The sequence below is a fragment of the Hydrogenophaga sp. T2 genome (assembly GCF_049843535.1).
In the GTDB taxonomy this organism is placed as follows: domain Bacteria; phylum Pseudomonadota; class Gammaproteobacteria; order Burkholderiales; family Burkholderiaceae_C; genus Hydrogenophaga; species Hydrogenophaga crocea.
On the sequence record NZ_JBBHZJ010000002.1, the window covers coordinates 1 to 26387 of the forward strand.

At 69.9% G+C, this 26387-nt stretch carries 25 protein-coding genes; 10 read left to right on the forward strand and 15 right to left on the reverse strand.

Translation table 11 applies throughout. The features are described from left to right. Positions 1–72: 72 nt before the first annotated feature. Positions 73–1026 carry a CysB family HTH-type transcriptional regulator gene (locus WDZ95_RS03585; RefSeq protein ID WP_425776266.1) on the forward strand — a complete coding sequence of 318 codons (954 nt, stop codon included), beginning with the start codon at positions 73–75 and terminating at the stop codon, positions 1024–1026. Positions 1027–1062: 36 nt separating this feature from the next. Here WDZ95_RS03585 and WDZ95_RS03590 read toward each other — a convergent pair whose 3' ends face one another. From WDZ95_RS03590 to WDZ95_RS03630, 9 genes are all read right to left on the reverse strand, one after another. Next, the gene (locus WDZ95_RS03590; protein WP_425776268.1) at positions 1063–1800 is read right to left on the reverse strand and encodes an ABC transporter ATP-binding protein; all 738 of its coding nucleotides are present in this window, start codon (positions 1798–1800) and stop codon (positions 1063–1065) included. Between the two features lie 23 nt (positions 1801–1823). Then, entirely contained in the window at positions 1824–2678 is an 855-nt protein-coding gene (locus WDZ95_RS03595; RefSeq protein WP_425776270.1) for an ABC transporter permease, read from the reverse strand. A 7-nt stretch (positions 2679–2685) separates the two neighbouring features. Then, positions 2686–3681: an aliphatic sulfonate ABC transporter substrate-binding protein gene (locus tag WDZ95_RS03600; RefSeq protein WP_287470118.1), complete on the reverse strand. Its 996-nt coding sequence runs from the start codon at positions 3679–3681 to the stop codon at positions 2686–2688. Positions 3682–3796: 115 nt separating this feature from the next. Beyond that, positions 3797–5020 carry an acyl-CoA dehydrogenase family protein gene (locus WDZ95_RS03605; protein WP_425776273.1) on the reverse strand — a complete coding sequence of 408 codons (1224 nt, stop codon included), beginning with the start codon at positions 5018–5020 and terminating at the stop codon, positions 3797–3799. After that, positions 5004–5549, reverse strand: a complete 546-nt coding sequence (locus tag WDZ95_RS03610; protein WP_287470121.1) for a carboxymuconolactone decarboxylase family protein — start codon at positions 5547–5549, stop codon at positions 5004–5006. The genes WDZ95_RS03605 and WDZ95_RS03610 overlap by 17 nt, the downstream gene beginning before the upstream one ends. A 20-nt stretch (positions 5550–5569) precedes the next feature. Further along, positions 5570–7258, reverse strand: a complete 1689-nt coding sequence (locus WDZ95_RS03615) for an ABC transporter ATP-binding protein (protein ID WP_425776275.1) — start codon at positions 7256–7258, stop codon at positions 5570–5572. Positions 7259–7271: 13 nt separating this feature from the next. Beyond that, complete coding sequence (locus WDZ95_RS03620) at positions 7272–8126, reverse strand: ABC transporter permease (RefSeq protein ID WP_425776277.1); 855 nt, start codon at positions 8124–8126, stop codon at positions 7272–7274. Then, positions 8123–9091 carry an ABC transporter permease gene (locus WDZ95_RS03625; protein WP_425776279.1) on the reverse strand — a complete coding sequence of 323 codons (969 nt, stop codon included), beginning with the start codon at positions 9089–9091 and terminating at the stop codon, positions 8123–8125. The genes WDZ95_RS03620 and WDZ95_RS03625 overlap by 4 nt, the downstream gene beginning before the upstream one ends. Further along, the gene (locus tag WDZ95_RS03630) at positions 9088–10677 is read right to left on the reverse strand and encodes an ABC transporter substrate-binding protein (RefSeq protein ID WP_425776281.1); all 1590 of its coding nucleotides are present in this window, start codon (positions 10675–10677) and stop codon (positions 9088–9090) included. Before WDZ95_RS03630 ends, WDZ95_RS03625 begins: the two co-directional genes overlap by 4 nt. Positions 10678–10897: 220 nt before the next feature. Here WDZ95_RS03630 and WDZ95_RS03635 point away from each other — a divergent pair, with 220 nt between their 5' ends. From WDZ95_RS03635 to WDZ95_RS03675, 9 genes are all read left to right on the forward strand, one after another. Beyond that, positions 10898–12298 carry an LLM class flavin-dependent oxidoreductase gene (locus WDZ95_RS03635; RefSeq protein ID WP_425776283.1) on the forward strand — a complete coding sequence of 467 codons (1401 nt, stop codon included), beginning with the start codon at positions 10898–10900 and terminating at the stop codon, positions 12296–12298. Positions 12299–12388: 90 nt separating this feature from the next. Continuing rightward, on the forward strand, positions 12389–13270 hold the full coding sequence (locus tag WDZ95_RS03640) for a TauD/TfdA dioxygenase family protein (protein ID WP_287470130.1): 882 nt from the start codon (positions 12389–12391) through the stop codon (positions 13268–13270). Positions 13271–13305: 35 nt separating this feature from the next. Beyond that, positions 13306–14319 (forward strand): ABC transporter substrate-binding protein, encoded by a 1014-nt coding sequence (locus WDZ95_RS03645; protein WP_287470131.1) that lies wholly within the window; start codon positions 13306–13308, stop codon positions 14317–14319. 12 nt (positions 14320–14331) lie between these two features. Next, a complete protein-coding gene (locus tag WDZ95_RS03650) occupies positions 14332–15207 on the forward strand; it encodes an ABC transporter ATP-binding protein (RefSeq protein WP_425776286.1) in 876 nt (291 codons plus the stop codon). Continuing rightward, the gene (locus WDZ95_RS03655; protein ID WP_287470133.1) at positions 15204–16049 is read left to right on the forward strand and encodes an ABC transporter permease; all 846 of its coding nucleotides are present in this window, start codon (positions 15204–15206) and stop codon (positions 16047–16049) included. Before WDZ95_RS03650 ends, WDZ95_RS03655 begins: the two co-directional genes overlap by 4 nt. Positions 16050–16347: 298 nt before the next feature. After that, the gene (locus WDZ95_RS03660) at positions 16348–16812 is read left to right on the forward strand and encodes a rhodanese-like domain-containing protein (RefSeq protein ID WP_425776288.1); all 465 of its coding nucleotides are present in this window, start codon (positions 16348–16350) and stop codon (positions 16810–16812) included. A 14-nt stretch (positions 16813–16826) separates the two neighbouring features. Then, a complete protein-coding gene (gene epsC, locus WDZ95_RS03665; RefSeq protein ID WP_425776289.1) occupies positions 16827–17768 on the forward strand; it encodes a serine O-acetyltransferase EpsC in 942 nt (313 codons plus the stop codon). Between the two features lie 42 nt (positions 17769–17810). After that, positions 17811–18743 (forward strand): family 2A encapsulin nanocompartment shell protein, encoded by a 933-nt coding sequence (locus WDZ95_RS03670; protein WP_287470137.1) that lies wholly within the window; start codon positions 17811–17813, stop codon positions 18741–18743. A 14-nt stretch (positions 18744–18757) separates the two neighbouring features. Continuing rightward, positions 18758–20428, forward strand: a complete 1671-nt coding sequence (locus WDZ95_RS03675) for a family 2A encapsulin nanocompartment cargo protein cysteine desulfurase (RefSeq protein ID WP_425776291.1) — start codon at positions 18758–18760, stop codon at positions 20426–20428. A gap of 13 nt (positions 20429–20441) precedes the next feature. On the opposite strand, the gene WDZ95_RS03680 is transcribed toward WDZ95_RS03675, so the two are convergent. From WDZ95_RS03680 to WDZ95_RS03705, 6 genes are read right to left on the reverse strand one after another with little or no spacing between them, the layout of a single operon-like run. Further along, the gene (locus WDZ95_RS03680) at positions 20442–20963 is read right to left on the reverse strand and encodes a hypothetical protein (protein WP_287470139.1); all 522 of its coding nucleotides are present in this window, start codon (positions 20961–20963) and stop codon (positions 20442–20444) included. A gap of 28 nt (positions 20964–20991) precedes the next feature. Then, complete coding sequence (locus WDZ95_RS03685; protein WP_425776293.1) at positions 20992–21765, reverse strand: ABC transporter permease; 774 nt, start codon at positions 21763–21765, stop codon at positions 20992–20994. Then, positions 21762–22997, reverse strand: a complete 1236-nt coding sequence (locus WDZ95_RS03690; protein WP_425776295.1) for an ABC transporter substrate-binding protein — start codon at positions 22995–22997, stop codon at positions 21762–21764. The genes WDZ95_RS03685 and WDZ95_RS03690 overlap by 4 nt, the downstream gene beginning before the upstream one ends. Positions 22998–23017: 20 nt before the next feature. Beyond that, positions 23018–23845 carry an ABC transporter ATP-binding protein gene (locus tag WDZ95_RS03695; protein WP_425776297.1) on the reverse strand — a complete coding sequence of 276 codons (828 nt, stop codon included), beginning with the start codon at positions 23843–23845 and terminating at the stop codon, positions 23018–23020. Then, positions 23842–24969 (reverse strand): acyl-CoA dehydrogenase family protein, encoded by a 1128-nt coding sequence (locus tag WDZ95_RS03700; RefSeq protein WP_425776299.1) that lies wholly within the window; start codon positions 24967–24969, stop codon positions 23842–23844. The genes WDZ95_RS03695 and WDZ95_RS03700 overlap by 4 nt, the downstream gene beginning before the upstream one ends. Further along, on the reverse strand, positions 24950–25537 hold the full coding sequence (locus tag WDZ95_RS03705) for a carboxymuconolactone decarboxylase family protein (protein WP_425776301.1): 588 nt from the start codon (positions 25535–25537) through the stop codon (positions 24950–24952). The genes WDZ95_RS03700 and WDZ95_RS03705 overlap by 20 nt, the downstream gene beginning before the upstream one ends. Positions 25538–26387 lie beyond the last annotated feature (850 nt).

The window sequence follows — 26387 nt, forward strand, 5'->3', positions numbered from 1 at the left end:
CCCTCGGGCGACACCGCGCAGCTGGGCCGGGCGGCCGCCGCCCGACCCAACTGTGCTCCCCCGGAAGCCCCCATGAATTTCCAGCAACTGCGTTCGGTTCGCGAGGCGGTGCGTTGCGGCTTCAACCTCACCGAGGTGGCCGCCATGCTCTACACCTCACAGCCGGGCGTGAGCCGGCAGATCCGCGAGCTCGAGGACGAGCTCGGCATCACCATCTTCGCGCGCGCCGGCAAACGGCTCACCGGCCTGACCGAGCCGGGCCGGGTGCTCATGCCCATCGTGGAGCGGCTGCTGCAAGAGGCCGACAACCTGCGGGTGGTGGGGCGCGAGTTCGTCGACCGCGCCGAGGGCACGCTCTCGATCGCGGCCACGCACTCGCAGGCGCGTTACGCGCTGCCGCACGCGGTGAGGGACTTCCGCCAGCACTACCCCCAGGTCACGCTTAACCTGCACCAGGGCTCGCCCAAGCAGGTGGCCGAGATGCTGCTCGGCGGCGAGGCCGACATCGGCATCGCCACCGAGGCGCTCGCGGGCTACCCGCAACTCGTGACCCTGCCCTGCTACCGCTGGACGCACAGCATCGTGGTGCCGCACGACCACCCGCTGCTGCAGGACGGGCCGCCGAGCCTGGAGCGGCTGGCCGCCTTCCCCATCATCACCTACGACCGCGGCTACACCGGCCGCTCGCACATCGACGACGCGTTCGCGCGCGCGGGCCTGCGGCCCGACGTGGTCATCACCGCCATGGACGCCGACGTGATCAAGACCTATGTGGAGCTGGGCATGGGGGTGGGCATCGTGGCCTCGATCGCGGTCGATCCCGAGCGCGACCGCCCCTTGCAGGCGATCGATGCGCGCCACTTGTTCGAGATCAACGTGACCCGGCTCGCGGTGCGCCGCGGCAGCCTGCTGCGCGGCTACGCATTCGCCTTCATCGAAAACTTCGCGCCCAGCCTCACCCGCGCGGTGATCGAGGACGCGCTGGCGCTGGCGACCACCAGCGCCGAAGCCCTGGCCGAGGCCTGAGACGCCGGGCCGCCGAGGCCGGCGCCCCGCATCCGATCAGAGGGCGTGGGCGCGCTGCAAGGCCCCAAACACCTGGGCGCGCACCGCCGAGAGCGACGGGTCGGCGCGATCGCGCGGCCGGTCCACCCCGACCCCGATCGTTTCGCGCAAGGTGCCGGGGTTGGCCTCGAGCACCAGCACCCGATCGCTCAGGAAGACCGCCTCGTCGATGTCGTGCGTGACCAGCAGCAAGGTGATGCCGTGCAGCCGGGCCACCTGGATCAGCAGTTCCTGCAGCTTCATGCGGGTGAACGCGTCCACCGCCGAGAAGGGTTCGTCGAGCAGCAGCACGCGCGGGCGCCGGAACAGGCCGCGCGCAATGGCCACGCGCTGCGCCTGGCCCCCCGAGAGCTGCTTGGGCAAGGCGTCCTCCAGGCCACTCAGACCCACCTCTTGCAACAGGCCCAAGGCGCGTTCGCGCGCCGCGGGCGTGGGATGTTCGATGCCGAAGGACACGTTGTGCGCCACCGTCAACCAGGGGAACAGCCGGGGCTCCTGGAAGATGAAGCCCACCTCCTGGCGCAGGCCCGTGACGCGCTGACCGTCCAGCACGATCTCGCCCTGGTAGTCGCGCTCCAGGCCGGCCAGGATGCGCAGCAAGGTGCTTTTGCCGCAGCCGCTGGCCCCCACCAGGCTCACGACCTCGCCGGCCTCCAGGGCCAGGTGGATTGGGGCGAGCACGTGCTTGTCGCCGAAATGTTTCGATCGGATGCTGGCGTCGAGAACGGTCGTCATGCGAAGGCTCAGGTCAAAGGGGTTCAGTGGCGGCTGTCGAGGGTGTCGCGCCAGCGCAGCAGGCGCGTCTCGAGCCACCGCATGCCGGTGTCGCTGATCTGCCCCAGCACCGCCAGCAGCACGATCGCGGCCAGCACGATGTCGGCGCGGCCGGTCTCGCGGCCGTCGGTCAGCAGGTAGCCCAGCCCCTTGGTCGCGGCGATCAGCTCGGCCGCCACCATGAACATCCAGGCCAGGCTGAGGCCGTTTCTGAGGCCGGTCATCACGGGCGGCAAGGCGGCCGGAAAGAGCACCCGCCGAACCAGCGCCACCGGGCGCAGGCCCGCGATCTGCCCGACCTCGACCAGCTTGCGGTCGACGTCGCGAAAGCCGCTCGAGACGCCCATGTACACCGGAAAGAAAGCGCCGATGGCGATGAGCGTCACCTTGGAGGCCTCGTCGATGCCCAGCCACAGCAGCAACAGCGGCACCCAGGCCAGCGAAGGAATGGCGCGCAGGGCCTGAAAACTCGGGTCGATCAAGGCCTCGACGTGCCGGGACAGCCCGACCGCCGCCCCCGCGACGAGCCCCAGCCCGGCGCCCAGGGCAAAGCCCAGCCCCACCCGACCGCTGCTGGCCAGCACATGGCGGGTCAGCCCCTCGGCCCCGAACTCGACCAAGGTTCGCGCCACGTCGCTGGGCGCGGGCAGCAGGTTCGGGCTGACCCAGCCGGCGCGCACAGCGAGTTCACCCAGCGCCAGCAGCAGGACCGGTGGAATCAGCCCGAGCCAGCGGCGCCAGGCGATCGGCTTTGGCGGGACGACCGGCTGGCCCGCCGACCAATCGTCGAGCGGGTCCAGCCGATTGGGGCGTGCGAGGGATGGCGGCGTTGCCGACATGCCGGTCTCAGCCCTGGGCGGCCGCCGTGAGGCCTTGCGCGAACCGGGTGTTCACCAGGCCGTTGATGGCCTGCGACAGGTCGGTGCCGGGGCGCACCAGCGCCTCTTCGCGCAGGATGGGGGCTGCCGCCTGCAGCGCCTTGATGTGCTCCTGGGACGGCTGGGGCCGGCTCAGGTCGGTGCGCAGCTTCAGCTGCAACAAGGCCACCTGGAGGCTCACCTTGGCCTCTTCGGACACGATGCGCGCGGCCTCGGTGGTGTTGGCCAGGATCCACTTGCGTGCGCGCTCATAGCCGGCAATGACGCGCCGGGTTTCGTTCGGTCGCGTGGCCAGGAAGTCCTCGCGGACGTTGAGAAAGCCGTAGGTGTTGAACGCGACATTGCGGTAGAGCAGGCGCGCCCCGCTGTCGAGTTCGGCCGACGCCATGATGGGGTCCAGGCCCGCCCAGGCATCGACGCGGCCTTGCTCGAGTGCGGCCCGTCCATCGGCGTGCTGCAGGGCCACGTGCTCGATGTCGGTCCGCTTCAGGCCCACGGTCTGCAAGGCACGCAGCAAGAAGAGGTAGGGGTCGGTGCCCTTGGTCGCGGCGATCTTCTTGCCCTTGAGGTCGGCCAGGGTCTTGATCGGCGAGTCCTTGGGAACGACCAGGGCGGTCCATTCCGGGCGCGAGAAGATGTAGGGCGCGGTGATCGGGTTGCCGTTGGCTTTGGCCAGCAGGGCCGCGAGACCGGCGGACGACCCGATGTCGATGCTGTTGCCGTTGAGGTACTCGAGTGCGCGGTTGCTGCCCGCGCTGAAGACCCACTTGACCGCCACCCCGTCTTTCTTGAAGTCCTCCTCCAGCCAGCCAAAGCGGCGCAGCACCAGGCTCGACGGCGAGTAGTAGGCGTAGTCCAGGCGCAGCTCCTTGAGCGGATCGGCCGCGCGGGCCAGGGGTGGCAGCATCCAGGCGGAGCCGGCCGCGGCCGATGCCTTCATGAGGGTTCTGCGGTTGAGGGTCATGAGACGTCCGATGGAAAGAAGTGGAGATCGGTAGCGTCCTTCAACCGCCGCGCCGTCACAAGGAAGCGATTCGCATAAACAAAATCGCCAACGCGAAGACGCGAAGGCGCGCGCCTCAGAACAGGCCCGAGGTGGGCGGTTCGGCGCCGGTCAGCTGGTGCGCGCCCACCACCGCCCCCTTCCAGTGGCGCGGGTTGTGGTTGGCCACGGTGCGCGCGTTGCGCCAATGCCGGTCCAGGTTGTGCTCGCGCGACGTGGCCGACGCGCTCCCGAGGTCGAACACCAGTTCGCCCGCCTTCAGCGCGGCCGCGATGGCGCCAACCTGGGCCTGCGCCACATCGATCGAGGCCTGGGTAAGGCGCTCGGCGGACAGCCCATCGGCCCAGGCCTCGTCGATGCTGCGCGCCGCCGCCATCACCACCGCATCGGCTGTGTAGGCCTGCGCCGCGATCTCGCCGATGGTCCATTGCACGTAGGGGTCGTCGACCGAACGGGCCGCCGAGCTGTGCCGGATCGGACGCGCATGGTGCTGCACGAACCGCGTGCCGTCCTGGAGCGCGTTGTGCGCAATGCCCGCTTCGATCGCCGCGAGGTAGAGCTGGTAGAACGGGGGAATCGGCGAGCGGCGGTCGCGGTGCATCGGCAGGTGCCGGCGCTCGCCGTCCTCCACCCGCACGTCGCTGTAGCGGGTCGTGCCACTGGCCGTCAGGCGCTGCCCCATGGCATCGAAATCGTCCACCAGGTCGAGCCCCTCGCGATCGCGCGGCACCACGAACGCCACCTCGACACCCGCCTCGTCGAGGGCGAAGGTCGACACCCAGTCGGCGTACAGCGCGCCCGTGCTGTAGTACTTGGTGCCGTTGGCAATCCAGTGGTCGCCCGACCGGCGAAGGGTGGCCTTGACCTCCCCGTTGGGACCGCCGCGCTCCCAGCCCGCGTTGCCCACCAGATCGCCCGCGAGCACGCGCGGGTACCAGCGCGCATGTTCGTCGGCCGCGGGGCTCAGGCGCAGCGTTTCCACGAAACCGAAGGCCGGCCGCAGCGCCTGGGCGATGTTCGAATCCACCGACGCCAGGTCGATCACGAACCGGATGACCTCGGCAACGGACGCGCCGGGGCCCCCATGCTCGCGCGGCACCCGCCAGGTGAGCAGGCCGGCCTCGGCCAGCTGGCGAATCTGCAGAAAGGGCAGTTGCCGCTCGCGTTCCCGCCGGGCCGAGCCCTCGCCGATCGCGGGCAGCACATCCAGGGCCCGTTGCCGCAGCGAGGCCGGGTCGCTCGCCGGCGTGGCCGCTTGCCGGGCGGGCACGAACGCGGGCCAGTCACGCGGTGAGTTCATGGGCCACCTCCTCGTCGATTTGCAGCGCCTCGCTGAACCGGTTGAAGAACCCGCAGAGGGTGATCCTCAGCGTGAGCTCGACGATCTGCGCCTCGCTGAAGACCGCCCGCAGCGCCACGAAGAGCCGCTCGGGCACCCGCTGGGGACGCTCCCAGGCCTCCACCGCATAGGCCACCACCAGCTTGTCCACCTCGTCCAGTTCGGGGTGGTCGGCAAACGCGGGCAGCCGGTCGACACCGTCCGCGCTCAGGCCCTCGACGATCAGGAACGGCTTGTGGTGCCCGACGCAGTAGTGGCAGGCGTTGAGCTTCGAGACCGTGACGATGGCCAACTCGAGGTAGCGCTTGGGCAGCGTGGCCGCCGCGCGCAACTCCATCAGCATCGGCATGAGGTGTCGCAGCGCCGCGGGCACGTGGGCGATCACCGCCACCTGGTTGGCGAACGGACCGTAGTCGCGCGCGTACTGGGTGTAGATGGATCGAAGGTCGGACGGAAGTTCGTCGGGGAGGATGTTCTTGACGCGTGCCATGGGGGGGGGTTCCGGTGGGTTCAGGCGGCCATCGCCTCGTCGGGCACCGCCATCGACGGCACGGCCGCCAACAAGGTGCGGGTGTAGGGGTGCTGGGGCGCGCTCCAGATGCGGTGCCGGTCGCCCGACTCCACGATCTGACCGGCCTGCATCACCAGCACGCGGTCGGCCAGAAAGCGCACCACCGACAGGTCGTGGGAAATAAGCAGGTAGGCGAGGCCGAGCTCGCTTTGCAGATCGACCAGCAGGTTCAGGATCTGGGCCTGCACCGACACATCCAGCGCCGACACCGGCTCGTCGCAGACCACCAGGGCGGGCTCGAGCACCAGGGCCCGCGCGATGGCGATGCGCTGGCGCTGCCCGCCCGAGAACTGGTGCGGATGGCGCTGCAGCGCGGCGCGGGGCAGCCCGACCTGATCGAGGATGGTGAGCACCCGCTGGATGCGGCGGTGCGCGTGGTGCTCGCCGTGGATGACCAGCGCCGACTCGAGGATCTGCTGCACCGTGTGGCGCGGATTGAGCGATGCGTACGGGTCCTGGAAGACCATCTGGATGCGCCGGCGTCTGGGCCGCAACGCGGCGCGGTCCAGGTGGGCGATGTCCTCGTTGTCCAGCAGGATGCGGCCCGCGGTGGGCTCGAGCAGGCGCACCAGGGTTTTGGACAAGGTCGACTTGCCGCAACCCGACTCGCCGACCAGGCCCAGGGTTTCGCCCGCGTGGATGTCGAAGGACACCCCGCGCACCGCGTGCACCGGCCCTTCCCGGCTGTCGTGCACCGTGTGCAGGTCTTGCACCGACAGCAGCGGCCCGGCGGCTGGCGCGTTGCGCGGCTTCCAGGGCCGCGCCGTGGCCTCGCGCAGGCTGAAGACCGGCTGGCCATCGGCGTCCACGCCGTGCCGGATCTCGGGCAGGGTGTGGGTGCGCCCGGACAGCACCTGATCGATCTGCAGCGAGGCCCCCATCAGGCCCCGGGTGTAGTCGTGCTGCGGGTGGCGAAACAGCTGCCGGACCGGCGCCTGCTCCACCGCACGACCAGCGAACATCACGGCGACGCGGTCGGCCCATTGCGCCACCAGCCCCAGGTCGTGGGTGATCAGCAGCATCCCCATGTGGAACTCGCGCTGCAGGTCACCCAGCAGCGCCAGGATCTCGGCCTGGATGGTCACATCCAGCGCGGTGGTGGGTTCGTCCGCGATCAGCAGCTTGGGCTGCCCGGCCACGGCCATGGCGATCATGACGCGCTGGCGCTGCCCGCCGCTGAGCTGGTGGGGATGGTCGCGCATGCGCCGACGCGGCTCGGGCAGCCGGACCAGCGCCAGCAGCGCTTCGGCGCGCGCGGTGGCGGCCTTGCGCGACAGCGGTTGGTGGAGCCGTATCGCTTCGACCAGCTGCTCCCCCACGGTGAGAACCGGGTTGAGCGAGGTCATCGGCTCCTGAAAGACCATGGCGGCCGCGCCGCCGCGAACCCGCTGCAGCGCGGGCTCCGGCAACGCCAGCAGGTTCTGGCCATCCAGCCACACCTCGCCGCTCAAGCGGGCCGAGGGCGGCAGCAAACGCAGCAGCGACAGCGCGGTGGTGGACTTGCCGCACCCCGATTCGCCGACCAGCGCCAGCGTTTCGCCGGCGTCGATCGTCAGGGAGAGCCCGTCGACCGCGCGCTGATCGCCGAACGACACATGGAGGTCCCGGACCTCGAGCAGGTGCCCCATGGTGTGCCCCTCCTCAGCGCTGGGCGCGGGGGTCGAGCAAGTCGCCCAGCCCATCGCCCAGCAGGTTCAGTCCGAGCACGGTCAGCACGATCGCAATGCCCGGCACCGTCGCCACGTACCAATCGGTGCGCAATACCTCGCGGCCGGCACCCACCAGGTTGCCCCAGCTCGCCACGTTCGGATCGCCCAGGCCCAGGAAGGCCAGGCTGGATTCGGTCAGGATCGCGGTGGCCACCATCAGCGAGCTGCTCACCAGGACGGGCGTGAGCACGTTCGGCAGGATCTCGCGGAACACGATCCGGGCATCGCTGGCGCCCAGCGCCACGGCCGCCTGCACCATTTCGCTGTGCCGGAGCTTGAGCACCTCCGCCCGAACCAGGCGCGCCAGGCCAGGCCAGGACGTGATGCCGATGGCCAGGGCGATGTGGGTCAGCGTGGGTTGAAGCACCGCCACGATCGCCAGCGCGAAAAGGAACGAGGGCACGGTCTGGAAGAACTCGGTGAGCCGCATCAGCACGGCGTCGATCCAGCCGCCGTGGTAGCCGCCGATCACGCCGCCGAGCACCCCGAGCGCCACCGCGATCGCGGTGGCCACCAGGGCCACGACCAGCGACGCCCGCGCACCGTGAAAGATGCCAGCCGCCAGATCGCGGCCCAGCATGTCGGTGCCCAGCGGATGCGCCGCATCGGTGAACGGCCGCAGAAAAGGCGTGCCCACCATGTCGAGCGGATCGCCAGGAAACAAGGCGCCGGCGCTGAGCGCCATCAGTGTGATCAGGGCGAGCAGCACGGCGCCCGCCAGGGCCGAGGGCGACCGCACGCGCCAGGTGGGGGGAGAGCGATGAACAAGCGCTTGCAAGGAACTCATGAACGTGTCCGGATCCGCGGATCCAGCCGGGTGTAGAGAAAATCGACCAGCGCGTTGGTGGCGATGACCACCACCGAACTGCACAACAGAATGCCCAGCAGCAGGTTGAAGTCGCGCTGGGCCAGCGACTCGAAGGCCAGGCGCCCGAGGCCCGGCCAAGAGAACACGGTTTCCACCAGCACCGCGCCGCCCACGACCGAGCCGATCTGCACGCCCAGCACGGTCAGCACGGGCAGCAGCGCGTTGCGCAGCACGTGGTTCAACAGCACCCGCGTCGGGCCCGCGCCTTTGGCCACGGCCGTGCGAACGAAGTCCTGCCGCCGCACGTCGATCAGGCTGGCGCGCGTCAGGCGCACATACACGGCCATGTAGAACAGCCCCAGCGTCACGGCGGGCAACACCAGGTGGTGCGCCACGTCCAGCACGTGGGCCCAACCGGTGTGCTGCTCGCCCAGGCTCACCATGCCGCCCACGGGAAACCACCCGAGCACGACCGAGAAGACCACGATCAGCATGAGCCCGATCCAGAACAGGGGCGTGGCAAAGAAAAGCAGCGCCAATCCGGATATGAGGGCGTCCGGCCAGCGGCCAGCCCGGTGGGCCGCCAGCACACCGAGCACCACGCCCGACACCAGTGCAAAACCGATCGCGGCCCCCATGAGCAGCAAGGTGGCGGGCAGGCGCTGGGCGATCAGGTCCAGCACCGGCAGGCCGTGCCGAAACGAATGCCCCAGGTTGAGTTGTGCCAGGTTCAGCAGGTAGGCACCGAACTGGTGGAGCAGGGGCTGATCAAGCCCGAACTGCTCGCGCAGCGCCGCGATGTACGCCGGCGAGGCCGAGCCGGCCTCGCTGGCGATCACCTGGGCCACGTCACCCGGTGCCAGCCTCAGCAGAAAGAAGTTGAGGACCGCCAGGCCCAGCACCGTGCCCGCCAGGCGGGCCAAGTGCCGCGGGAACGCCCTCATGGCTGTTTGTCGAACCAGGCGTTCTTGAGCGTGCCGTAGCTCTGGTCCACGCTGGCCACGGCGCCCTTGAGGTTGGCGGCGTGCACGGTGAAGAATTCGATCTCGATCAGGGGAATCGAGGGCAGCTCGGTCTGCACCTTGGCCTGCAGTTCCTTGAAGAGGCGAACGCGTTCGGCCGGATCGCCCGAGCTTTGTGCCTGCTCGATCAGCTTGCGGGCGGCGGGATCGCGGTAGCCCGAGGCGTTGGTCCAGGGAATGCTCTTGCCGATCAGGTCCGGCCAGTAGGCGCGGGTCACGCCGACCGAGGGATCGGCGAAGCCCGCGAACCAGACGATCGAAATGTCGAAGTCGCGGTCACCGTACACGCGCTTGGTGTAGGTGGCGGTGTCCTGCGAGCGCACGTTGGCCTCAATGCCCACGCGCTTGAGCGCCTGCTTGAAGTACTCGGCGGTGCGCTTGTAGTCGTCGCCGTAGGGCAGATAGTCGATGTCGATGCGCAGCCGCACGCCGTCGCTGCCCCGCTTGAGGCCGGCGGCGTCGAGCAGGGCCTCGGCCTTCTTCGGGTCGTGCGCGTACTGCGGCACCGCCGGGTTGTGAAAGGCCGTCAAAGTCGAGCTCACCGGGCTGATGGCGGGCTTGCCGAAGCCGTACCAGACCACCTTGCTGATGGTGTTGCGGTCGATCGCGTGCGCAATCGCCTGGCGCACCCGGACGTCCTTGAAATGCGGCTTGTCGATGTTGAGGTCGGCGAACAGCCAGGGCGACAGCCACGCGTAGCCGCGGCGCTCGATCTTCAGGTTGGGCAGCTTGCCCAGGCGCTCGGCGTCGCGCAGCGGCACCGGCGAGAAAGGCCCGTACTGGACCTCACCGCTTTCCAGGGCCGCAGCGCGCGCACCCGCGTCGGGGATCACCTTGAAGATGATGCGATCGAGATAGGGCTTGCCCTTGTCCCAATAGTCCGGATTGCGCTCGACGGTGATGTAGTTGCCCTTGCTCCACTCCTTGAACACAAACGCCCCGGTGCCCACCGGCTTGTTGTTGTAGGGGTTCGTGAGCACGTCGGTGCCCTCGTAGAGGTGCTTGGGCAGCACCTGGGCACCATTGCTGTTAAGCGAGCTCAGGATGGCCAGCGACGGCTCGGAAAAGCGCAGGACAACGGTGTGCGCGTCCGGCGTTTCCACGGCCGTGATCTTCTGATACAGGATCTGGTTGCGCGCGTGGATCTTCTGCCACACGTTCTCGACGGTCCATTTCACGTCCGCCGAGGTGAACGGCTTGCCGTCGTGCCATTTCACGCCTTCACGCAGCTTCAGCGTGATGGTCTTGCCGTCGGCCGACACATCCCAGCGCGTTGCGAGCGCGGGCTTGAGCTTGAAGTCGTTGTCGTACTCGATCAGGCCATCGAACACGTTGGCGCTGAAGAAGCCGGTGGGTGCGGCGGTGTTCAACGCCGACGTCAAGACCACCGGCTCCGGTTGAATGATCGACGTGAGCGTGCCCCCGGCGACCTGCGCCGCGGCCGGGTGGGCCAGCGCCGCCAGGGTCCAACCGATCAGGGCGATCCGGGAAAGGAGTTTGGTTTGCATGGAAGAACGTGCCACGAAAGCGGTGTTGGAAAGGCCGCGAATCTAGGTGGCGCTCCCCGCCGGCCCAACGAAGATTTCTGCATATCCAAACCCGAACTGGGCGCTTCGCGCTACGCCGCCGCATCCCCAGCATTCGGGGTGCCGGCAGCGTCGCGCACCGCTGCGAGCACCGCCACCGCGTTTCGCGACACCGCGGCTTTTTGTCCCCCGCCCCGCCCCCATGCCGTCCCCGAAGAAACACATCCTGCTCAACGCGTTCAACATGAACTGCGTGGGCCACATCAACCACGGCCTGTGGACGCATCCGCGCGACCGCTCGGCCGAGTACCACACGCTCGCCTACTGGACCGATCTGGCCAAGACGCTCGAGCGCGGCCTGTTCGACGGCCTGTTCATCGCCGACATCGTGGGCGTCTACGACGTCTACCAGGACAACGTGGACACAACGCTGCGCGAGTCCATTCAGTTGCCGGTGAACGACCCGCTGATGCTCGTCTCGGCCATGGCGGCGGTCACCCGGCACCTGGGCTTTGGCGTGACGGTGAACCTCACCTACGAGCAGCCCTACCTGCTCGCCCGCCGCTTCTCCACGCTCGACCACCTGACGCAGGGCCGCATCGGCTGGAACATCGTCACCGGCTACCTGGACAGCGCGGCGCGCGCCATGGGCCTGTCGCAGCAACTGCCGCACGACGAGCGCTACGACCGTGCCGACGAATACCTGGAGGTGCTCTACAAGCTGTGGGAAGGGGGCTGGGACGACGGCGCGGCGCGGCGCGACAAGCAGGCGCGCGTGTTCGTCGACCCCGAGCGCGTGCGCAAGATCGTGCACCACGGCCGCCACTACCACGTGGAGGGCTACCACCTGGCCGAGCCCTCGCCGCAGCGCACGCCGGTGCTGTTCCAGGCCGGCAGTTCGGGCCGGGGCCAGCGCTTCGCCGCGCGGCACGCCGAATGCGTGTTCATCTCGCCGCCCAACAAGGAGGCCGCGCGCAAGTCCGTCGCCGCGCTGCGCGAGCAGCTGGTGCAGGCGGGCCGCCGGCCAGACGATGTCAAGGTCTTCGTCGGCGCGGCCGTCGTGCCCGGACGCACCCAGGCCGAGGCCCGGGAGAAGTACGCCGACTACCGCCAGTACGCCAGCCGCGAAGCGGGCCTGGCGCACTTCGCGGCCAGCACCGGCGTCGACTTCGGGCGGTACGACCTGGATGCGCCGGTGGACTACTCGCCCGGCAACGCCATCGAATCGGCCTCGAAGACCGCGCAGCAGCACGGCTGGACCCGGCGCAAGCTGCTCGACCTGTTCGAACTGGGCGGCCGCTACCCGGCCATCGTGGGCGATGCGCAACAGGTCGCCGACGAACTGCAGTCGTGGATCACCGAAACCGGCGTCGACGGTTTCAACCTGAGCCGCACCGTGGTGCCCGAGAGCTACGAGGACTTCATCGACCTGGTGATCCCCGAGCTGCAGGACCGCGGTCTCTACAAGACCGCCCACCCCGAGGGCACGCTGCGCCAGCGGCTGTTCGGCGAAGGCGATCGGCTGCCCGCGCGCCACGCCGGGGCGCGGTTCCGCCCCGCGCCCGACCCGCACCCGCTGGCGCCCGCGGGCGGGCGGGCTTAACGCCCCGCCGACGGCCCTTATTCGCTTTCTGCACAAGCAAGCGCAAGAACGGTCGTTGGCCAGCGCCCCCGGTGGCCCAACACTCGGCGCATGTTTCTTGTCGAGCTTCCCCCCGAGTCCGAGGCCTTCGATGTCCGCCCCCTGAGCCCCGCGCTGGGCGCCGAGGTGGTGGGCCTTGATCTCGCGCAGCCCCTGTCCGACGCCGCGTTCGCGCGGCTGCACCGGGCCCACCTTGATCACCACGTGCTGGTGTTCCGCGATCAGCGCATCACGCCCGCGCAGCAGGTGGCCTTCAGCGCGCGCTGGGGCCCGCTGCAGCGGCACGTGCTGCACCAGTTCGCCCTGCCCGAGCAGCCCGAGGTGCTGATCGTCTCCAACATCAAGGAGAACGGCCGCCCCATCGGCCTGGGCGACGCGGGCGTGTTCTGGCATTCCGACCTGTCCTACAAGGAGCGGCCCAGCCTGGGCTCGTTCCTGCACGCGCAGGAGCTGCCCGCGGAAGGCGGCGACACGCTGTTCGCCAACCAGCACCGCGCCTTCGAGGCGCTGCCCGCCGACCTCCGCGAGCAGGTGCTGGGCCGGCGCGCCGAGCACAGCTACCTCAAGCAATACAAGGCCTTGCAGGCGCGAAGCCCCTGGCGGCCCGACCTGTCGGCCGAGCAGGTGGCGGCCGTGCCGCCCGCGGTGCACCCCATCGTTCGCACGCACCCCGAATCGCGGCGGCCCGCGCTGTTCGTCAGCGAGCACTTCACCACGCGCGTGGTGGGCCTGCCCGACAGCGAAAGCGAGGCCCTGTTGCAGCGCCTGTACGCGCACAGCACCCAGGAACGCTTCGTGTACCGCCACCAATGGCGCGACGGCGACCTGGTGTTCTGGGACAACCGCTCGGTGCTGCACCTGGCCGCGGGCTGCCCCGAGCACCTGCGCCGGCGGCTCTACCGCACCACGATCGAGGGCGACGTGCCCGTTTGATGAAGAACCTGTGTCCTTACCCTGGAGTTGATGGCATGTCCCGTTTCACCTGGTCCCGCTGGATCACCGCCACCGGCCTTGCGCTGGCCGCCACCCTGCCCTTGTCGGCCCACGCCGAGGGCCGCATCCGCATCGCGCAGCAGTTCGGTGTGGTCTACCTGTTGCTCAACGTGGCGCAAGAGCAGAAGTTCATCGAGAAGGCCGGCGAGAAGCTCGGCCAGCCGGTGCAGGTCGAGTTCGTTCGCCTGTCGGGCGGCAGCGCCGTGAACGACGCGCTGCTGTCGGGCCAGATCGACATCGCCGGCGCCGGCGTGGGCCCGCTGCTCACCATCTGGGACCGCACCAAGGACCGCCAGAACGTCAAGGGCGTGGCCTCGCTGGGCAATTTCCCGTACTACCTGGTGTCGAACAACCCGGCCGTCAAGACCATCGCCGACTTCACCGACAAGGACCGCATCGCGCTGCCCGCGGTCGGCGTGTCGGTGCAGTCGCGGGTGCTGCAGCTGGCCTCGGCCCAGCGCTGGGGCGCCGAGCACTACAACCGCCTCGACAAGCTGCAGGTCGCGGTGCCGCACCCCGACGCCACCGCCGCGATCATCAAGGGCGGCACCGAGATCACCGGCCACTTCGGCAACCCGCCGTTCCAGGAACAGTCGCTCGCGGCCAACCCGAACGCGCGCATCGTGCTCAAGAGCTACGACGTGCTCGGCGGCCCGTCGTCGGCCACGGTGCTCTACGCCACCGAGAAGTTCCGCAAGGACAACCCCAAGACCTACCGCGCCTTCACCGACGCGCTGGCCGAGTCGGCGCGCTTCATCCAGGCCAACCCCGAGGCCGCGGCCGACATCTACCTGCGCGTGAACCAGGGCCAGCTCGACCGCAATCTGTTGCTGTCCATCATCAAGAGCCCCGAGGTGCAGTTCCAGCTCGCGCCGCAGAACACCTACAAGCTCGCCGAGTTCATGCACCAGGTGGGCGCGATCAAGAACAAGCCCGCGTCGGCGCGCGAGTACTTCTTCGACGATCCGCACAACGCGGCCGCCAACTGAAGGACCCGGGTCATGGTTGCGCCCCACGCCACGCACGCCTTCTTCGGCACCCCGGTGCAGGAGCTGCTGCGCGAACCGGTGGTCGCGCCGCGACCCGCCAGTGTCACGCGGCCGGGCACCCCGGCCCCGGCGCTGCTCGGCGTCGATGGGGTGTCGCTCGAATACACCACCGGCCGCCACGTGGTGCGCGCCACGCACCGGGTCAGCCTTTCGGTGCACGAGGGTGAGCGCTACGTGCTGCTCGGGCCCTCGGGTTGCGGCAAGAGCACACTGCTCAAGGCCGCGGCCGGTTTCATCGCACCGCGTGAAGGCTGCATCACGCTCGACGGCGTGCCGGTGCGCGGGCCCGGTCCCGACCGCATCGTGGTGTTCCAGGAGTTCGACCAGCTGCCCCCCTGGAAGACCGTGCTCGACAACGTGCTGTTCCCGCTGCAGGTGAGCCGGCGCCTGCCGGCCGAAGCCGCGCGCGAGCGCGCGCTGTCGGTGCTGCGCCGCGTGGGCCTGGGCGATTTCCTGCACGCCTTCCCGCACCAGCTTTCGGGCGGCATGAAGCAGCGCGTCGCCATCGCGCGCGCGCTCGCCATGCAGCCCCGGGTGCTGCTCATGGACGAGCCCTTCGCCTCGCTGGACGCACTCACCCGCCGGCGCATGCAAGAAGAGCTGCTGGCCCTGTGGGAAGAAATCCGCTTCACCCTGCTGTTCGTCACGCACTCGATCGAGGAGGCGCTGGTGATCGGCAGCCGCGTGGGGGTGCTGACCCCGCACCCAGGCCGGCTGCGCGCCGAGGTGCAGGCCCAGGCCTTCGGCCTGGACAGCGCGGGCAGCCCGGCATTCCAGGAAACCGTGCAGCACATCCATGGGCTGCTGTTCGACGAATCGGCCCCATGACCACCACCCTGCACGCCCTGCCCCCGCTGACCGACACGCCGGCCGAGCGCCCCCTGCCCTGGACAACTCGCCTCTGGGGCCAGGGCTGGCTGCGCAAAGGCCTGGTGCTGATCGCGCTCGCGCTGCTGTGGGAAACCCTCGCGCGCTGGCAGGACAACGACCTGCTGTTGCCCACCTTTACCCAGACCGTGCGTGCCTTCGCCGACGGGCTGGCGAGTGGCGAGCTGTTGTTGCGCGCTCGGCTGTCTTTGAGTGTGCTGCTGCAAGGCTATGCGCTGGGCGTGGTCGCGGCATTCGTCCTGAGCTCGCTGGCGGTCTCCACGCAGATCGGGCGCGACCTGCTGGGCACCCTCACCGCGATGTTCAACCCCCTGCCCGCCATTGCCCTGCTGCCGCTGGCCCTGCTGTGGTTCGGGCTGGGCAATGGCAGCCTGGTGTTCGTGCTGGTGCACTCGGTGCTGTGGCCGCTGGCGCTGGCCACCTACTCGGGCTTCGAGGCAGTGCCGCAGACGCTGCGCATGGCCGGGCGCAACTATGGTTTGCGCGGACCGCGATATGTGTGGCACATCCTCGTGCCCTCGGCACTGCCCGCCATCCTGTCGGGCCTGAAGATCGGTTGGGCCTTTGCCTGGCGCACCCTGATCGCGGCCGAGCTGGTGTTCGGCGTCTCCTCGGGCCGCGGCGGCCTGGGCTGGTACGTGTTCCAGAACCGCAACGAGCTCTACACCGACAAGGTCTTTGCCGGCCTGGCCATGGTGGTGCTGATCGGCCTGCTGGTCGAGAACGTGGTGTTCCAGACCGTTGAACGGCTCACGGTGCGGCGCTGGGGCATCCTGCGCTGACACCGGCCAGCGCCGTTGTTCGGCGGGCTCTCATATGCATAGGCGAATGCCTTCGTTGGCCGGCGCCCGTCGCGACCCTAGCATGGCTTGACCCGAGGCGTGTTGAGCGTCGGGTCCGGCCGGTGCCGATGGAACGGGCCCTGGTGGTCTCCTGGGGTGGGGTGGCACCGGCCGGCTTTTTTTTGGCTCATATCTTTCTTTCATGAGATCAGGAAAAAACGGTGGTTCGTGAAAGTGAGCCGCGCTTCTACAGTGCCCCGCGAGGCATGAACGCTCTAACCCCAACCAGGACGACCCCATGACAACCGACGTCGAATCTCCGCTCGAAACCCTGCAGCACATCCACGCCCAGGCCCGCGCCCAGGGTCTGCCGCACGCCGGTGGCGTGCCTCCCGCCCTGGCCTGGGACCTGCACCAGGCCGGCCATGCCCTGCTGGTGGATGTGCGCAGTGGCGAAGAACGCCACTTCGTGGGCCACGTGCCCGGCAGCCTGCACGTGGCCTGGGCCACCGGCACCGCGCTCACCCGCAACCCGCGGTTCCTGCGCGAGCTCGAAACCAAGGCCGGTCGCAAGCAGCAGCCGCTGCTCTTGCTGTGTCGCAGCGGCAAGCGCTCGGCCGCCGCCGCCCAAGCGGCCACCCAGGCCGGTTTCACGCAGGTCTACAACGTGCTCGAGGGCTTCGAGGGCGAGATCGACGCGCAGCAGCAGCGCGGCCACCAGGACGGCTGGCGCCACCACGGCCTGCCCTGGGTCCAGGACTGACCGGGGACCGCACCATGGGCGCAACACCCCCGATCCCTTTCGACGCCACCGACGCCTTCGACCTCGGCACGGTGGTCGGTGACCTCGCGGAAGCGCGCCGCCGCTGGCGCGTGGCGCGCGGCCGGCCGCTTGAGCCCGGGGGACGCGAGCTGCCCTCGCGCGACGAGCTCGCGCGTGTCGTCGGGCAACTGCGCGGCGCGCTGTTTCCGATGCGGCTGGGCCCGCCCGACCTGCGCCAGGAAAGCGAAGACTTCTACGTCGGCCACACCCTCGACGTGGCGCTGCACGCGCTGCAAGGCCAGGTGCTGCTGGCGTTGCAACACCAGGACCGCGAGCAGCGGCCCGACGAGACCGCCTTGCGCGCCCGCGCCACCGCGCTGGTGCGCGATTTCGCGCATGACCTGCCGGCCATCCGAACCCTGCTCGACAGCGACGTGGTGGCCGCGTTCGAGGGCGACCCCGCGGCGCGCTCGGTCGACGAGGTGCTGCTGTGCTACCCGGGCGTGCACGCCATGATCCACCACCGCATCGCGCACCGCCTGCACGTGCTGGGCGTGCCGCTGATCGCGCGCATCGTGGCCGAGATCGCGCACGGCGAGACGGGCATCGACATCCACCCGGGCGCGCGCATCGGCGCGGGTTTCTTCATCGACCACGGCACCGGCGTGGTGATTGGCGAGACCGCGGTCATCGGCCAGCGCGTGCGCGTCTACCAGGCCGTCACACTGGGCGCCAAGCGCTTCCCGGTGGAGGCCAACGGCCACCTCGCCAAGGGTCTTGCGCGCCACCCGGTGGTCGAAGACGACGTGGTCATCTACGCCGGCGCCACCGTGCTTGGCCGCGTGACCATCGGCCGCGGCGCCACCATCGGCGGCAACCTCTGGGTCACGCACGACGTGGCCCCAGGCTCCCACCTCACCCAGGCCCGCTCGCGCGAAAACGGCGCGGCCGGCTGACGGCCCTCCTTCCGATCCCTTCCCTGTCCACACGGAGCCTTCATGTCCGACACGCACGCATCCGCCCAGCTGGCGCTGGGCGACAACGCCGCACGCCAACTCGCCAACGCCACCAAGACCGCGCCCACGCTGGCAACCATCAGCCCGCGCTGGCTCACCCTGCTGCTGCAGTGGCTGCCGGTTGAGGCGGGCATCTACCGCCTCAACCAGGTGAAGAACCCGCAGGACGTGCAGGTGCTGTGCGCGCAGCGCGACGAAAGCGAGCTGCCCACCACCTTCGTGGACTACGACGAGAAGCCGCGCGAGTACTTCCTCAACGCGGTGTCCACCGTGCTCGATGTGCACACCCGCGTGAGCGACCTCTACAGCAGCCCGCACGACCAGATCAAGGAGCAGCTGCGCCTGACGATCGAAACGATCAAGGAGAAGCAGGAAAGCGAGCTCATCAACAACCCCGACTACGGCCTGCTCGCCAGCGTGCACCCCGATCAGATCGTGTACCCGCTGACCGGTGCGCCCACGCCCGATGACCTCGACGAACTGCTGACCAAGGTGTGGAAGGAGCCGGCGTTCTTCCTGACCCACCCGCTGGTGATCGCGGCCTTCGGCCGCGAGTGCACGCGCCGCGGCGTGCCGCCGCCCACCGTGAGCCTCTTCGGCTCGCAGTTCCTCACCTGGCGCGGCGTGCCGCTGATTCCCAGCGACAAGGTGCCCGTGGCCGATGGCAAGAGCAAGATCCTGCTGCTGCGCGTGGGCGAGAAGCGCCAGGGCGTCGTGGGCCTGTACCAGCCTGGTCTGCCGGGCGAACAGAGCCCGGGCCTGTCGGTGCGCTTCATGGGCATCAACCGCAACGCGATCGCCTCGTACCTGATTTCGCTCTACTGCTCGCTCGCGGTCCAGACGCCCGACGCGCTCGCGGTGCTCGACGAGGTGGAGATCGGCAAGTACCACGACTACCCCAACACCTACAAATGAGGCGCGCCTGAGCCATGGCCCTGCCGAAAACCCCCGTGCCCACGCCACCGCCCGGCCTGCCCGATCCGGCCACGCTGGCGCAACTGGCCAATGCCTTCTTCCGCTCCACGCCCGGCCAGCAGGCCGCGCCCGACTCGCCCAGCGCGCCCGCCAACGCCGCGGCCTCGGCACCCAAGCTGGTGCCGCACGCCCAGGCACCGAATGGCCTGCCCGACCACGCGCTGACCGCTGCGCCGGGCGTCGACGGCCGGCTCGGCGGGCACGCGCTGGGCATTCCCGAGGTGCCCCGGGCCGTGCCCACGGCCCATCCACCGGTCACCGCGCCAGCGCCCGCGGGCGGCTACTACTTTCTTGAGGCCACGCCCAAGCCCACGACCACGCCGGTGCCCGCCGCCGGCTTCTACTTCCTCGACCTCCCCGCGCACGAACCGCGGTCGGCCACCGGACCGGCTTTCGAGCGCACGTCGTTCGACGTGCACGCGGTGCGTCGCGACTTTTCCATCCTGCAAGAGCGGGTGAACGGCCGGCCCCTGGTGTGGTTCGACAACGCCGCCACCACGCACAAGCCGCAGGCTGTCATCGACCGCATCGCCCACTTCTACCGGCACGAGAACTCCAACATCCACCGCGCCGCGCACGAGCTTGCCGCACGCGCCACCGACGCCTACGAAGAGGCGCGCGAAACCGTGCGCCGCTTCATCGGCGCGGCCTCCGCCGATGAGGTGGTGTTCGTTCGCGGCACCACCGAGGCCATCAACCTGGTGGCCAAGAGCTGGGGCGTGCGGCACGTGGGGGCGGGCGACGAGATCGTGGTCTCGCACCTCGAGCACCACGCCAACATCGTGCCCTGGCAACAGCTGGCGGCCCAGGTCGGCGCGCGGCTGCGGGTGATTCCGGTGGACGACACCGGCCAGGTGATCCTGGAAGCGTACGAACGCCTGCTGGGGCCACGCACCCGCCTGGTGGCGGTTACGCAAGTGAGCAACGCGCTGGGCACGGTGGTGCCGGTGCAGGCGATCGTGGCGCTGGCCAAGGCGCGCGGCATCACCACGCTGGTCGACGGCGCGCAATCGGTGAGCCACCTGCGCGTGGACGTGCGCACGCTGGGCGCCGACTTCTTCGTGTTTTCGGGCCACAAGGTCTTTGGCCCCACCGGCATCGGCGCGCTGTACGGGCGGCGCGAGGTGCTCGACAGCATGCCGCCCTGGCAGGGCGGCGGCAACATGATCGCCGACGTCACCTTTGAGAAGACCGTGTACCACGGCCCGCCCACGCGTTTCGAGGCCGGCACCGGCAACATCGCCGACGCGGTGGGCCTGGGCGCCGCGCTGCGCTACGTGGAGCGCATTGGCATCGAAGCCATCGGCGCCTACGAACACGCGCTGCTGGACTACGCCACCGAGCAGCTCCGGCCCATCCCGGGCGTGCGCCTGGTGGGCACGGCGGCGCACAAGGCCAGTGTGCTGTCCTTCGTGCTCGCGGGGCACAGCACCGAAGAGGTGGGCTGCGCGCTCAATGCCGAGGGCATTGCCGTGCGCACCGGTCACCACTGCGCGCAACCCATCCTGCGCCGCTTCGGGCTCGAGGCCACGGTGCGGCCATCGCTGGCGTTCTACAACACCACCGAAGAGGTCGACCGCTTCATCGCGGTGGTGCGCCGGCTCGCGGGTCAAGGCCCGCGCTGAACGCGGCACGGGCTCAGCCCGTGTCGCCGTCCAGCAGCTCCTCGCCCAGCTCGGCCAACAGCCGTTCGATCAGGGCGGGCGCACGCGGCAGGGCGGCCGGCAACCGCTGGCCGGTGGCGCGCGGGAACCAGCCGCGGCCGCCCGCGGTGAATCGGCGCACCTCGATCGGCCCCGGGCCGCTGGCGTCCACCGCGTGGGGCACACCGGCCGGCAGGTACAGGCCGTCGCCCGCCTCGAGCAGCAGGCCCGCCGGGCCTTCGGGCGCGCACAACCACACCAGCACCACGCCGTGGTGCACCAGCAGGCCACCCGCTTCTTCGCTCACGATCTCGCGGCGGGCCACGTCGGGCAGGCGCGGCACCAGCCGCTGCATCTCCTCGCTGCTGCCGACGCCCAGCCAGCGGCGCAGCAGCGCCGGCTTCACCTGCGGCCCCCAACGCACGCCGCGCGCCTCGGCCACGGCGCAGGCCTGATCGGTGCAAGAAGACAGGCCGAGCAATCGGCCCTGCGGATCGAAGGTGGCGATGGCGGACATGGTGGGCCTCCCGGCGGTTGTTGGACTGTCAGGCGCCCTCGGCCGCGGCCGCGGCCGCGGCCTGGCCGCTCCAGCGGGCGTGCAAGGCGCGCGCCAGCCAGTCGAGCGCAAATCCCAGGGCACCGATGACCACGATCGCGGCCATCAGCTCGTCGTAGGCGAGGCGGTCGCGCGTGTCGAGCACGAAATAGCCCAGCCCCGCGGACACGCCCAGCATCTCGGCCGGCACCAGCACGATCCAGATCACGCCGATGGCCAGCCGCACACCGGTGAGGATGTCGGCCGTGATGCCGGGCAGCACCACGCGCCACACCGTTTCGCTGCGCGTGGCCGACAGGCTGCGCGCCAGCAGCAACCAGTGCGGATCGAGCAGGGCCACACCGCTTGCGGTGTTGAGCATGACGGGCCAGACCGCGGCGAACGCCAGCAGAAAGTACACCGGCGCATCGCCCACGCCCAGCACCATCACCGCGATCGGCATCCAGCTCAGGGGCGAGACCATGCGCAGGAACTGGAACAGCGCCGAGGTCCCGCGCGCGAAGCGCCGCGACAGGCCCACCAGCACCCCCAGCGGCACGCCGCAGACCAGCGCCAGCGCCAAGCCCACCGCCACGCGCTTGAGGCTATGCAGCACATGCCAGCCCAGCTGCGAATCGCCCGCCAGGCGCCACAGCGCCTGCGCGGTGGCATCGGGCGCGAAGGCCGACGCGATGGGCGTGCGCAATTGCAGCCAGGCCGTGGCCGCCCACCACAGGGGCAGCACCAGCAGCAGGCCGGCCAGCGGCAGCCCCAAGCGCTTCATGCGCCGAACACCTCGCGCCGCTGCAGGTCGGCGGGCAGGCCGAACACCTGTGGGCCACCCACGGCCTGGATCGCCCGGCGCACGAAGCGGTCATCGACCAGGTCGCCGGCCACAAAGCGCGGCTCGAGCGCCTGCAGGAAACCGGTGTCGCCCTCCACGCGCGTTTCGCGGACCGCCCGGACCAGCGCCTCGGTGTAGCTGGGGAATGGGTAGGGCTGAAAGTCGATGCGCCGCTGGCGCCAATCCTTGTGGCGCACCACGCCGCTCGCTTCGTAACCCGCGTAGTCGGACGCGGCCAGCACCTTGATGAGGGTTTGCAGTGGGTGCGGCGTGTAGCGCTGCTCGCTCGCGTTGGACAACAGGCGCGCGGTGTCGAGCTGGTTCTGGCGCGTGTGCAGCTGGGCCTTGACGATGGCGTTGGTCACGCGCTGGGCCCACTCGGGCCGCTCGCTGGTGTCGCGCTCGGCAAGGAAGGTGATGCAGCACGCGTGGTTCTTCCACAGATCGCCCGAGAAACGCAGCACCCGGCCCACGCCCGCGATCTCGGCCGCGGCGTTGAACGGATCGGCCACGATGAAGCCCGCGATGGCCTGCGTGGCCAGGGCCGAGACCATTTCGGCCGGCGGCAGCACGATCAGGTTGACCTGGCGGGCCGCGATGCTGCTGCCGCGCGGGCGCGTCACCGGCTCCAGCCCCGCGTCGCGCAACAGGCGCTGCACCAGGATGTTGTGGATCGAGTACCAGAACGGCACCGCCACGGTCTGCCCGCCGAGGTCTTCGACGCGCCGGATCGCCGGCGCCACCGTGAGCGCCGAACCGTTCACGTGGTTCCAGGCCACGATCTTGGCGGGGAACTTCGAGCCGTAGCGCACCCAGAGCGCCGCGGGCGTGAGCAGGTGGATGACGTTCACCTGGCCCGACACGAACGCCTCCACGATTTGCGCCCAGCTGCGGAACATGCGCGGGGCCTCGGCCTTCAGCCCCTCGGCCTCGAACAGCTGGCGCCCATGCGCCACCAGCAGCGGCGTCGCGTCGGTGATGGGCAGGTAGCCGATGCGCACCGGCTGGTCGTCGCCCTTGAAGGCCTGGGCCCGCGCATCGCCGGCGGCCAGCAGCGGCGCGGCCAGACCCGCGGTGCTCAGAGCCGAAAGGCGAAGCAGGTCGCGCCGGGTGAAGCCGCAACCGCAAGCGGGGGTGGCGCACAGGTGGGTGTAGCGTAGGGTGTCGTTCATGGGTCGATCGGCCAGCGGCGTCAAGGGATCAGGGCGGGCGCATGCCCGTGGTGGAGCGCGGCAAGGATGTCGTCCCGCAGGGCGGCGGTGGCGGCGCCATCGCGCCCAGAGCCGCGCGGGTGAGGGGCACGCACCTGCCACTCGCGCAGCAGCCGTGCCGGCTCGCCGGGCGCGGGCGGGCCCATAAGCAGGATGCGGTCGGCCACACGAATTGCTTCGTCGATGTCGTGGGTGACCAGCAGCGCCGCGGTGTGCCAGCGGTGCACGAGCTCGACCAGCAGCGCCTGCATCTGGGTTCGGGTGACGGCGTCGAGCGCCGAGAACGGTTCATCGGCCAGCAGCAGCACGGGTTCGCGCGCGAGCGCCCGCGCCAGCGCCACGCGCTGCGCCATGCCACCCGACAGTTGCGATGGCCACAGCGACTGGCGTTGCCCGAGGCCGACCGCGTCGAGCGCCGCGTCCACACGCGCGCGGCGCACCGCCTGGGGCAGGTGCGGCTGGTGGCGGAAGTCCAGCCCGAAGCCCACGTTGCGGGCCACGTCCAGCCACGGCAGCAGGCCAGGCTGCTGAAACAGCACCGCCGATCGCGGGTGTGGCGCAAGCAGCGGTTCGCCCAGGAAGCGAACCGCGCCGGTGGTGGGCGGCGCCAGGCCGGCGAGCGCACGCAGCAGGGTGGACTTGCCGCAACCGCTGCTGCCCAGCAGCACCACGATCTCGCGCGCCCGCACGCCCAGCGACACGCCCTCGAACACCGACGCCTGCGCTCCGTAGGCGTGCCCAAGTGCCTCGCCCTGCAGCACCAGCGGGGCCGCAGCGCCGGCAGGCGCGGTGGACAGCGTGAGTCTCATGCGCCACTGATCTCCGCCGGCACCGCGGCGCGGTCGCGGGCCAGGGCGGCGGCGCGCTTGTCGAGCTCGGCCTGCAATTGGGTCAGGCTGGGCGTGACGATGGGCAGGAACGCGGCCTCGCGCCAGCGCCGCGCAAAGCCCAGCGGCGCATCGCTGTGGTAGGCGCGCCCGCCACTGGCCTGTAGCTCGAGCTGCACCGCGGCCAGCGCCAGGTGCGCCAGTGCGATGCGGTGCTCGAAAAGCGGCACCGGCTGGGCGGCGAACTGGCCGGTCTGCAGGCCCTGCTTGAGCCCGGCAACGGCCTCGGCGAGGCCGTGCTCGACGCGCGCCAGCGGCTCGCGCAGCACCGAGCGCGCAGGACCGCCTTGCGCGCGCGCCGCCGCGAGCGAGGCGCGCGCCAGGCCCACGGACAAACCGCATTGCAGCGCCAGGAACGCCGGGCGCACGGCGGGCAGCCACGCGCGTGCGTCGGGCGCGATCAGGTCGGCCTCGCCCAAGGTCAGCCGCGTGAGGCGCACCGAAGCGGTGTTGCTGCCGCGCAGCGCGATGAGGTCCAGATCGTCGCTGCGTTGCAGGCCCGCGCGGTCCGACGGCAGGGCCGCAATAAAGGCTGGACCGCTGTCGCGTCGCTCCACCGCCACCGCAAGGAGGAAGCCCTGGGGCCGCAGGTTGGTGGCCCAGGGCACCTGACCATCGAGCCGGTGCAAGGCTGCGCCCGTGGGCTGCGGCTCCGGCGTGGCCTGCACCTGCAGGGCCTCGAGGCCCGAGAGGAACTTCATGGCATTGGACAGACCGGTGGCCCCGGCCACCTCGCCCGCCAGCAAGCGGGGCAGCCACAAGGCGCGCAGCGCGGCGTTGGGGCTTTGCAGCAGGTACTCGATGCTGGCGCGCTGGCCCCAGAACACGAAGGCCGCGGTGAGCGAATGCGCGGCCACCGAGGCGATGGCCTCCATCGCGTCGCCGGTGGTGCCCCCATCACCACCGTGTTCGCGCGGCACCCCCACCCGCAACACGCCGCTGCGGCCCAACGCAGGCACCACCTGAGCGGCCAGCGAGGCGTCGTGGTCCAGCACGTCGGCCTGCGCCAGTAACGGCAGCAGGGCCTCAGGCGGCGTGGGGTTCATCGCTGTGCTCCGCGCGCAGCACGCCGGCTCGGTAGGCCTGCAGTTGCGGGTTCACCGGGCTCTGGGCCAGACTGTTGGCAAAGTTGCACAAGCTGGCCAGGCTCACGCCCAGCACCACCTCGAGCGCCTGCTCTTGGTCAAAACCCACGGACAGGAAGGCCTGCAAGGCCCCGTCGGGCACCGCGCCACGGTGTTCGATCACCGCCTGCGTGAAGGCCTGCACCGCGTCCAGCCGCGCATTGCCCGTGGCCGCCACACGCTGCAAGGCCACCACCGACGCAGCGTCCAGACCGGCCTTGCGCAAGGCCACCGCGCTGTGGCCGGCGACGCAGAAGTCGCAACCGTGCAGCTGCGCGGCGGTGATCTGCACCACCTCGCGCTCGGCCAGCGTGAGGCTGGCGCGCGCGTTGATCGCACCGAGCGTGAAGTAGGCCTCGAGCGCGAGCGGCGCGTTCGCGAGAACCCCGATCAGGTTGGGCAGGTAGCCGTTGTGGCGAACGGATTGCTCGATCCAGGGTTGGCTGGCGGGGGGGGCGGATTCGGCGGTGTGCAGGGTGAGTCGGGTCATGGTGTCGGTCGATCCGACCCGTGCGGGGGATCGGACGCCGCCCCGCACCTTAGGCAGGTCGACGCCTTAACCCAAGCGAGAAATCCGCATATGCAAATTTGACGGGGGATGCACGATGAGCTTTGACAACCATGCTGCCGCGCAACTGCAGGGCTGGACCCGTCGCGCGACAGGAAACTGAATGGTCGCCACTCAGGCCGCCCCACCGCGGGCCCTTACCCTCCGGACAAGAGCGGGGAGCGAGATATGGGTACCTGCTAGCGACTGCGAAAGCTGAATCAGCACTATTCAGCGGCAAGTGCCCCCTGCGGTTCCCCCCTGCGGTTCCCCTATCGGGAACCGCAGGGCCCAACAACGACAAGCCGTCGACTCAGACCAAGACTAGGAAAGCACAACGCAGGCAGCCAAAGGCGACACGACCCATGGCGAACGCGCGGATCCTCGCTGCCGGCACAACGAGCACGGCCAAACCAGCTGGCTGCCTCATACCTCATCAAAGTTGCATCCGAGCCCACTTCCGATGAGCCATCCATCAGTTCATCGGTGGCCGTACTCTGATGGGGTACGCCTGGGCACCCGACTACCCGGCTATCGCTACGCAAGGCCAGTGGACCTGCTTGCCAACTGCCACCGCGATACCTCCTCTCTAAAACGCGCGTGCGCGCGTGCGCGCGCGCTTTTTTTTAAAGGCTGGCGAAAAGCGAGTGCTCAATTGCTACCACAGCGAAATTCTCGATGCATCACAACCAGCGACTCGAGTGTGCACATGCCCCTGAGACGGGTTCGGCGTAGCCTAGGACCACCGCCAGCGAGTCTGGAGCCCCTGCAGTGCAGGGGCTTTTTGTTGGGC